Origin of the sequence: Azospirillum palustre, from assembly GCF_002573965.1 — a bacterium.
GTDB lineage: Bacteria > Pseudomonadota > Alphaproteobacteria > Azospirillales > Azospirillaceae > Azospirillum > Azospirillum palustre.
The window spans coordinates 1,070,952-1,080,426 of the sequence record NZ_PDKW01000042.1; the positions used below are offsets into that span (position 1 = coordinate 1,070,952).

8 protein-coding genes and 1 pseudogene are annotated in these 9,475 nt (G+C 67.2%); 5 read left to right on the forward strand and 4 right to left on the reverse strand.

The window, feature by feature from the left end; all coding sequences use genetic code 11:
- Window positions 1-108: 108 nt before the first annotated feature.
- Window positions 109-1,776 (forward strand): NTP transferase domain-containing protein, encoded by a 1,668-nt coding sequence (locus CRT60_RS22325; protein WP_098738693.1) that lies wholly within the window; start codon window positions 109-111, stop codon window positions 1,774-1,776.
- On the opposite strand, the gene CRT60_RS22330 is transcribed toward CRT60_RS22325, so the two are convergent.
- A complete protein-coding gene (locus tag CRT60_RS22330) occupies window positions 1,733-2,431 on the reverse strand; it encodes a type 1 glutamine amidotransferase (RefSeq protein WP_098738694.1) in 699 nt (232 codons plus the stop codon). The two genes, CRT60_RS22325 and CRT60_RS22330, sit on opposite strands and share 44 nt — an antisense overlap.
- Window positions 2,432-2,611: 180 nt before the next feature.
- Between CRT60_RS22330 and CRT60_RS22335 the strand changes: the two genes are divergently transcribed.
- The 4 genes from CRT60_RS22335 to CRT60_RS22350 all read left to right on the forward strand — a co-directional run bounded on the left by CRT60_RS22335 (window position 2,612) and on the right by CRT60_RS22350 (window position 7,097).
- Entirely contained in the window at window positions 2,612-4,126 is a 1,515-nt protein-coding gene (locus CRT60_RS22335; RefSeq protein ID WP_098738695.1) for a bifunctional metallophosphatase/5'-nucleotidase, read from the forward strand.
- Window positions 4,127-4,247: 121 nt separating this feature from the next.
- Entirely contained in the window at window positions 4,248-5,291 is a 1,044-nt protein-coding gene (locus CRT60_RS22340; RefSeq protein ID WP_098738696.1) for a hypothetical protein, read from the forward strand.
- 5 nt (window positions 5,292-5,296) lie between these two features.
- On the forward strand, window positions 5,297-6,295 hold the full coding sequence (locus CRT60_RS22345) for a hypothetical protein (RefSeq protein ID WP_098738697.1): 999 nt from the start codon (window positions 5,297-5,299) through the stop codon (window positions 6,293-6,295).
- A gap of 79 nt (window positions 6,296-6,374) precedes the next feature.
- Window positions 6,375-7,097, forward strand: a complete 723-nt coding sequence (locus CRT60_RS22350) for a protein tyrosine phosphatase family protein (RefSeq protein WP_098738698.1) — start codon at window positions 6,375-6,377, stop codon at window positions 7,095-7,097.
- Window positions 7,098-7,122: 25 nt separating this feature from the next.
- On the opposite strand, the gene CRT60_RS22355 is transcribed toward CRT60_RS22350, so the two are convergent.
- The 3 genes and pseudogenes from CRT60_RS22355 to CRT60_RS22365 all read right to left on the reverse strand — a co-directional run.
- Window positions 7,123-7,779 carry a YitT family protein gene (locus CRT60_RS22355; protein ID WP_109447110.1) on the reverse strand — a complete coding sequence of 219 codons (657 nt, stop codon included), beginning with the start codon at window positions 7,777-7,779 and terminating at the stop codon, window positions 7,123-7,125.
- Window positions 7,780-8,009: 230 nt separating this feature from the next.
- The gene (locus CRT60_RS22360; RefSeq protein WP_098738700.1) at window positions 8,010-8,984 is read right to left on the reverse strand and encodes a pyridoxal-phosphate dependent enzyme; all 975 of its coding nucleotides are present in this window, start codon (window positions 8,982-8,984) and stop codon (window positions 8,010-8,012) included.
- Window positions 8,985-9,349: 365 nt separating this feature from the next.
- A pseudogene (locus CRT60_RS22365) lies at window positions 9,350-9,475 on the reverse strand (ISAs1 family transposase); the annotation flags it as partial.

Genomic DNA, 9,475 nt, shown 5'->3' on the forward strand with positions numbered 1-9,475 from the left:
GGGAAGCCAGCCGTCTCCCCCCCACCCCACACCTTCCGCCCATTGCCCCGCTCCGGCCCGGTCGCCATATCCGTCGGCGAACACCGACCGCGCCCATCCGGAGCCACCATGTTCTTCGGCCCGCTTCCCCTGTCCGACGCCGAGGGCGCGATTCTCGCCCATTCCCTGCGTCTGGGCTCCATCGCCTTCAAGAAGGGCCGCCGGCTGTCGGCCGATGACCTGAGAGTCCTGGGCGAGGCCGGCATCGCCGAGCTGATCGCCGCCAAGCTGTCCGACCGTGACATCGGCGAGGATGCCGCCGCCACCCGCATCGCCGCCGCCGTGGCGGGCGGCGCCGTCCAGGTCGCCGCCGCCTTCACCGGCCGGGTCAACCTGTTCGCCGAAGCGCGCGGCCTGCTGCGCCTCGCCCCGTCCCGCATCGACGCCATCAACGAGATCGACGAGAGCGTCACCATCGCCACTCTGCCCGACTTCGCCCCGGTCGAGCCCGGACAGATGCTGGCCACCGTCAAGATCATCCCCTTCGCCGCCCCCGCCGACGCCGTCGAGCGGGCGGAGCGGATCGCCACCGACGGACCGCCGCCGCTTGCCGTGCTGCCCTACCGCCCGCTGTCGGTGGCGCTGATCCAGACACGGCTTCCGGGTGTGAAGGACAGCGTTCTCGACAAGACCGTTGCCGTGACGCGGGATCGGGTCGAGGCCATCGGCGGCACGCTGATCCACGACTCGCGCTGCGCCCATGACGAGGCGGAACTGGCGGCGCAGATCGCCGGGGCACCGGAGGCCGACCTGCTGCTGATCGCCGGCGCGTCGGCCATCACCGACCGCCGCGACGTGCTGCCGGCAGCCATCGAGCGGGCAGGCGGCGTGGTGGAGCATTTCGGCATGCCGGTCGATCCCGGCAATCTGCTGCTGCTGGCGCGGCGACAGGCCAAACCGGTTCTGGGGCTGCCGGGCTGTGCGCGCTCGCCCAAGCTGAACGGCTTCGACTGGGTGTTGCAGCGCATCGCCGCCGGTATTCCGCCCAGCCGGGCCGAGGTGATGCGGATGGGCGTCGGCGGGCTGCTGGCCGAGATCCCGACGCGCCCCCTGCCCCGCGCCGGTGTTTCGCCGGAAACGCATCGCGCCCCGCGCGTCACGGCGCTGGTGCTGGCCGCCGGCCGCTCCAGCCGCATGGGGCCGACCAACAAGCTTCTGGCGGAGGTCAACGGCGCGCCGCTGGTCGCCCGCGCCGTCGATGCGGCCCTCGCCTCGCAGGCCGCCAACGTCATCGTGGTCACCGGCCACCAGGGGGAAAGCGTGGCGCGGGCGCTGGCCGACCGGCCGGTCACCTTCGTCCACAATCCCGCCTTCGCCGAGGGGCTCAGCAGTTCACTGCGCGCCGGTCTGGCGGCGGTGCCGAGCGAATCCGACGCGGTGGTCGTCTGCCTGGGCGACATGCCGCGGGTGGCGTCCGCCGTGATCGACCGGCTGATCGCCGCCTACAGCCCGCTGGAAGGCCGCGCGATCTGCATCCCGACCACCCATGGCAAGCAGGGCAATCCGGTGCTGTGGGACCGCTCCTTCTTCACGGAGATGGCGGCGCTGAGCGGCGATGCCGGAGCGAAGCGGCTGATCGGCCAGCATGCCGACCGGCTGTGCGAGGTGCCGGTCGACGATGCCGGCATCCTCTACGACGTCGATACCCCGGACCTGCTGGCCCGCTTCACCGAGGCTGCCGGCAGTGGATCGGTCAGCGCGCCAGATCCAGCCAGCGCCGGGTCATCGCACGGGTGAATTGCTCCGCCACCGGCAGGTGTGTGACGATCGAATCCTCCAGCCCGTGCAGCATCTCCGCATTGCTCTGCCGCGCCTCTTCCCGGATGCGCGAGGCCCAGCCGCGCAGGATGTCGCCGGTGGCCTCGGGGTGGAACTGGAAGGCATAGGTAGCGCGGCCGAAGCGGAAGGCCTGACGGTCGCAGGCTTCGCTGTAGGCCAGCGGCACGGCGCCCTCGGGAAACTCGAAGGTGTCGTAGTGCCACTGGGCGAGGTTCAGTTCGGAACCGAAACCGCCGAGCAGCGGGTCGTCCTGCGCCCCGTCGGTCAGGCTGACGCGATGGATGCCCAGTTCCGGAATGGTGTGGCGGTAGACCTTGGCGCCATAGGCGCGGGCCGCCAGCTGCGCGCCCAGGCAGATGCCCATCACCGGCCGGTCGGCCTCGGTGAAGTCGCGGATCGACTCCATCACCCGGCCGAAATGCGGCCCCTTCTCGTCGTCCCAGGCGTCCTGCGGACCGCCCAGCACCACCAGACCGTCATAGCCGTCCTTGTCGGGGATCGCCTCCCCCTCGTTGGCGGCGATGGTGACGAGGGTGGCGCCATTGTCGGTCAGCGCATCGCCCACCAGACCGATGGGGGCGGTACGGCTGTTCTGAACGACCAGAATGCGCATGGGTCTGCTCGGCTCGCGTCGTTGGTAGGGCTGTCATCAAGTTGTGAGACCGTCGCGGGCAGAGTTCAAGCCGCAGCTTTTCCCAACCGCATGCGCCGATATGCAAAGCCGCTATGCGCAACGACAAAAAGCTGATCTAGAGTGCGTCAGGCACCCTCTTTCCGCCGGAGGTTCGTTCAGATGCTGTCCCGCACCCGTCTCGTCGCAGCACCGCTGTTCGCCATCATGCTCGGCGCCGCCCTGCCCGCCTGGGCGCAAAACGGCACGCTGACCTTCCTGCACGTCAACGACGTGTATGAAATAGCGCCGGTGAAGGGACAGGGCGGGTTCGGGCCGCTGATGACCCTGCTGAAGCGCGAACGCGCCGCCGCCCCCGATGCGATCACCACGGTCGGCGGGGATTTCCTGTCGCCGTCGCTGCTGTCCGGCACGACGCGCGGCGAGCAGATGATCACGCTGTTCAATGCCATCGGCGTCGATGCGGTGACCTTCGGCAACCATGAATTCGACTTCGGTCCCGACCTGCTGAAGCAGCGCATGGCCGAATCGAAATTTCCGTGGATCGGCACCAATGTGCGGTCGGCCGACGGCTCCGCCTTCGCCGGCACGGTGCCGAGCTGGACCCGGACCATCGACGGCATCACCGTCGGCTTCCTCGGCCTGATCACCCCCGACACCGCCCGCCTGTCGAGCGCCGGGCCGAGCCTCGACTTCCCGCCGGTGCTGGAGACCGCGGCGGCGACGGTGAAGGAGTTGCGGGCGAAGGGGGCGTCGGTCGTGGTGGCGCTAACCCACCTGACCATCGAGGAGGACCGCAAACTGGCGTCCAAGGTCAAGGGCATCGACCTGATCCTGGGCGGCCACGACCACGACCCGATCAGCTTCTATGAGGGGTCCACCCTGATCCTGAAGGCGGGGCACGACGCGCAGTATCTCGGCATAGTGAAACTCGCGGTCGAAACGAAAGATGCCGGCAAGGGACCGGCGACCGTGACCGTCCCGACCGAATGGCGCTTCGTCACCACCGCCGGCGTCGCTCCCGATCCGGAGGTCGAGACGGTGGTGGAGGGCTACACTAGGCGGCTCGACAGCGATCTGGCGGTGGTGATCGGCACCACGACGACGGAACTCGACAGCCGCAAGGATGTGGTGCGCAGCCGCGAGGCCAGCATGGGCAACCTGATCGCCGACGCCCTGCGCGACACGCTGAAGGCCGACGTCGCCATCACCAATGGTGGCGGCATCCGCGCCGATGCGCTGCATCCCGCCGGGTCCAGGCTGACCCGCAAGGACATCTTCGCCGAACTGCCCTTCGGCAATGTCGGCGTGCTGGTGGAGATGTCGGGGCAGGATCTGATCTCCACCCTCGAACATGGCGTCAGCAAGGTGGAGGAGAAGGCCGGCCGCTTCCCGCAGGTTTCCGGCCTGACCATGACCTACGACCCGAAGGCACCGGCCGGGCGGCGGGTGACCTCGATCACGGTCGGCGGCAAGCCGGTGGACCCGCAGGGGACCTACCGCGTCGCCACCAACGATTACATGCTGAAGGGCGGCGACGGCTATGCCGCCTTCCCGCGCTCCAAAGTCATCGTCGATGCGTCGGGCGCGGTGTTGCTGGCGATCATCGTGATGAACTACGTCGAGGCCAAGAAAACGGTGGCTCCGGCGGTGGACGGCAGGATCGTGGCAAAATAACGCAGCAGCCGGGACATTATAGTGCCCTGGGCCGTCACTCCGTTGCGCGTGGCGGCCTTTTCCCTTTAGGGTAGCCCGTCCGCCCCGGATCCGCCCTCAGACCAGCGCCCAAGGCCGCCGCATGTCCGACACCCTGACCGCCCGTTCCAACGACTTCGCCCAGACCTTCAACACCGCCCATGGCGAGGCCGGGCTGGGCCGGGTGTCGATCGCGCACATCCTGCAACGCGTCCAGACCGATCCGAATTTCCTGTTCAGCCAGGAGTTCCGCCAGGGCGCCGGGCAATGCCCGTTCCATGCCGGCAAGACCGAAGGCGCTGCGGAAGCTGTGGCCCCGATCCCGCAGGACGACGCCGACAAGGTGGCCGTCAACAGCCTGCTGGCCCTGCTGTTCAGCCGGCTGCGCGACCACATCGTCGGCAAGCTGCCCTTCGATGCGGATGGGCGGCCGATGCTCCCCATCCCGCCGCGCTCGCCGCACGGGCTGGATCCGGCCGACCGCGCCGCCATGGCTGCGGCGCCGCCGGACGTGTTCTGCTCGGTCCTGCGCGACGCCACCTGCCATCTGCTGGACGGGCTGATCACCGGCTGGGCCGTCGATCTGGTGCGGGAGGAGGAGTATTTCCGCTCCCAGGGCTCCGGCGAGATCTCGCTGGAAGCGGCGGCGACCTTCGTCCTGCGCACGGTGCTGGAACATTCGCCGCTCTACCAGCGCGCCGGCTACGACATGCTGTCGATCACCAAGACCGGCAGCCATACCGCAATCCACATCTGCTGGGCGATGGTGGAGGCCGCACCGCTGCTGGTGCCGGGACAGGACGCCGCCTTCTACGACGACCTCGTCCACCGCAGCCTGAAGCAGATCGTGCCGCTGTCGATGTCCAGCCTGGGCATGCTGGTCCATTACATGGAGGAAAGCGGGATCGAGCCGCCCGACGGCCTGGCGGTGCACCGGCTGCCCAAAGACCAGAAGGCCTTCATCCTGGACGCCAACGGGCTGATCCGGCTGAACGCCGATCCCATCGTCACCTTCGCCAAGCCGGGCGAGCGCTACTACACCGGCTGCCCGGCCTTCTACACCACCAACCTGATCAAGCTGTATCTCGACATCGTCGCCGGGCTGGCCCTCGACTACTCCGTCTACGACCGTCTTCAGGAGGGCTGAGCACGATGGCCCGCACCAACGACTTCGCCCTGACCTATGCCGGCGCGCATGAGGAAGCCGGGATGACCCGGATCAACCTCGCACCCATCCTGCACCGCATCGCCGAAGACCCGAACTATCTGCTCAGCGAGGAACTGCTGACGCTGGCCGGCCACTGCCCGGCCCATGCCGACACCCGCAAGGAGGATTTCGAGAAGGTCGCGATCAACACGCTGCTGGGATTCCTCTATGTCGATCTGCGGGAGCACATCATCGCCCGCATGCCGCTGGACGATGACGGGCATCTGCGGCTGTCCACCCCGCCGGAGTCGCCGCACGGGCTGGACTTCGCCGACCCCGACGGCATGGCCGCCGCCGATCCCGACCGCATGGTCGGCTTCCTGCGCGACTCCGTCTGCCACCTGCTCGACGCCATCATCAAGGATTGGGCGATCAAGGTGATGGTGGAGGAGGACCGCTGCCGGACGGAGGGAACCATCACCGACATGGCCGCCGCCGGGTATGTGCTGGGCCGCGAATTGCAGAAGTCGGTGCTGCACGGACCGTCCGGCTACGACATGCTGTCGATCACCAAGACCGGCAGCCACACCGCGCTCCATGTCTGCTGGAATCTGGTGGAAGCGGCGCCGCTGCTGCGGCCGGGACTGGAAGCCGCGGCCTACGACGACCTCGCCCGCCGCAGCCTGAAGCAGGTGCTGCCGCTGGCGATGGGCAGCCTGGGCATGCTGTGCCAGTTCATGGCGGCGGGAAAGATCGAGGCGGACGACCATCAGGCCATTCACCCGCTGCGCACCGACCAGTCGGCCTTCCTCTACGATCCGGACAAGGACCTGATCGTGCTCAACACCGACCTGATCGAGCCGACCGCGATGGCGGGAGAGCGCCATTACACCGGCTGCCCGGCCTTCTACGCCAACGGCCTGATCAACCTGTACATGGAAATCGTGCTGACGCTGGCCGCCCAGTACGGCATGTATGTGCGGCTGCAGGACAGGGTGGCGTGACCCGTTTCTCGCAATGGGGTTCTTGACGGAACGCCGACCATGCCTATGTTGGCGTTCCGTCAGAGTCGGAAGGTTTGAGTTGGCGAAGAAAAGCACCCTGCGGGCGGTCACCACCACCGCGCTGGCCGATGCGATCAAGCGCAGCCGCAGCCGCATGGCGACGCCATGGCAGCGCGCACTCGGCCATCTGGAAGCCGTGTTCATCGACCATGCCTGTTTCCGGCTGATCTATTCCAACACCTACCGCATCTCCCCCAACATGTACCGGGCGAGCCAGCCCTCGCCCTCGCACATCGCGGCGGCGGCGCGCAACGGGGTGAAGTCGATCCTGAACCTGCGCGGCTCGCGCGACTGCGCCTCCTACATCCTGGAGGCGGAAGCCTGCCGCGCCCATGGCCTGGAACTGGTCGATTTCCCGGTGAACTCCCGCGACATGCCGAAGAAGGAAACCCTTCTGAAGGCGCGCGACCTGTTCAAGACGATGACCTATCCGGCGCTGATGCACTGCAAGTCGGGCGCCGACCGCGCCGGCTTCATGTCGACGCTGTATCTGTTCGCCCATGAAGGCCAGCCGCTCGAACAGGCGATGAAGCAGCTGTCCTGGAAGTACGGCCATTTCAAGCAGGCGAAGACCGGCATCCTCGATTACTTCTTCGAGCTGTACGCCGCCTACAACCAGAAGCGTCCCATCGCCTTCTGGGATTGGGTCGAGCGTGTCTATGACCCGGTGGAAGCCAAGGCGAGCTTCCGGTCGCGGGAATGGGCCGACGCGGTGGTCGACCGGGTTCTGGGCCGCGAATAGAGCGGCCCCGGTGGCCCCAGTCCGTTCAGCGGGCGACGTACCAGTCGGCGCGGTGGTTGAAGGCGACGAAGGCGTTCAACACCGCGGCCCCCAGGATGGACGCCAGTAGCGCCGGCCAGTCGAGCACGAATGCCGCGGCCGAGAATACCGCCAGATCGAACAGCGACTGCAGCCAGCCGGCGCGGAAGCCGGTCTTTTCCTGCAGGTAGAAGGCGAGGATGCCGACACCGCCGCCGCTGGCGCCATGGCGGAACAGGGCGATGACGCCGATCCCGACGCAGAAGCCGGCCAGCACCGCCGCGACATACGGGTTAATGGCGCTGAAGCTCATCATGGTCGGCAGCAGCCCGGACAGCAGGGCGATGCCGGTCACCGCGATCAGCGACTTGACCGTGAATCCGACGCCGATGCGCGCCAGCGCAAGAAAATAGAAAGGCAGATTGACCAGGAAGAACAGAGTTCCGAAATCGATGCCGGTTGCGTAAGAAATCACAAAGGCAAGCCCCGCCGCCTGTCCGGTGACCAGACCTGCGGCATGAAGAATGGCAATGCCGAAGGATGTCATGACGATACCGAACAGTTGTCCTTGCAAATTATCAAAGACACTGTGCGCCGCCTTAGGGCGCTCATAAGTGACCGACGCAGGGGATGACGAAATGGTCGAGGCGGAATTGTTCGTCATGCCAGCTACCCCTCGGTGTCGCCTGTGTGTGTACACGCGACGACCAATATAGGTCATTTCTGCTGACCTATCCATACTTCGCTTCGGTGAAGAGACGAGATATGCGATTTGCGCGGGAATGGCTGAGGTGGCGGTCCTTTGGTGCCAGCCGCCCCGCCACCTCCAGCGTTCCGCGACGACGGCAATGAATGGGAAGGGGCGTCAACCGAACCCTGATGAACAGCGGAAAATCACGCCGCCAGCGTCCGCGCCAACGTGTCGCCATCGACGTTGCGGCCGGACAGAACCGCCACCGTCCGTCCAGTCCGTCCCAACCGGCCGCCGAGCACCGCCGCGATCCCAGCAGCCCCGGCTCCCTCCGCCACCACCCCGAAGGAGCGGTGCAGAGCCCTCATCGCCGCGGCGATTTCCGCCTCCTCCACCTCGACCACCCGGTCGACGAGGCTGTCCACGATTGCCTGGGGCAGCTTGCCCAGCGCATGGACGTTGATGCCGTCGGCCAGCGTCGGACCGCCCCGCCGGGCCAGGCGCACACCGATCACCCGTACCCACGGATTCCGCGCCTTCACTGCGGCGGCCACCCCGGCCAGCAGGCCGCCGCCGCCGACCGGCACTACTACCGTGTCGACATCCGGACGGTCGGCCAGGATCTCCAGCCCGACGGTTCCCTGCCCGGCGATCACGTCGGGGTCGTCATAGGGATGGAGGAAGGTCAGCCGGCGTTCCGCCGCAAGTTCCAGCGCCCTGCCCTTCGCTTCGCCGACCGTGGCGCCATGCAGCACCACCTCGGCACCCAGTTCCGCGGTGCGCTCCACCTTGCAGCGCGGGGCGGTCTCCGGCATCACGATGGTGGCCCGCACCCCCAGGCGGGCGGCATGCAGCGCCACCCCCTGCGCATGGTTGCCGGCCGACATCGCCACCACGCCGCCGGCCCGCTCCGGTGCCGTCAGCCGCAGCAGGCGGTTCAGCGCGCCGCGTTCCTTGAAGGCCCCGGTGGCCTGGAACACCTCCGCCTTCAGCCACAGATCCCGGCCGAGTGTCGGCGCATGCAGCAGCGGCGTGCGGACGATCTGGCCGGACAGCCGCTCGGCTGCATCGGTCACCGCCGACAAGGGCAGCCATGCCGGCAGGCGGTCTTCAAGGGATCGGTGGCGGGGAGCGCAGACGGAAAGGGTGCGCGCGGCATCAACATGCGCGGTGAACATCGCGAAGATCCTCGGCGAACGAATTTTTGGGTAAGTCGGGCGTGCCCCGGACCGCCTCAGCGGGCCAGGAGAATAATTCGCGCCGAGCCACACATTCGCTCGCCGAAACGGACGCCAAAAGACGACGCCGCAACAGCGGTCAGAGCGTTGGACCTGTCATGAACCGGATTGAGGGTTCCGGGAACCACAAGGTGCAGCGACACGCCACACACTCCACACGACCATTGAACACGAATACGGCAGCTCTCCGACGCTTCAGAGCGCCGGGCCGATAATTCGCATTCGCATGGTGTCGGTGGTCTTCATGGGATCTGGATACCCGTTGTTGCAGCGGCGGTCAAGCCGTCATCGTTCAAATTGCAGGGTCATCGCATTTGCCCAAGGATGGATCTTGCGAAGTCGTCGGACCATCCAGAGCGTTTTCGCTTACGGCGGACGGAGACGTCAGGTCGGGCGCGGTTGAGGACGTTGAGGGCGAGCTTGCGCAGGGT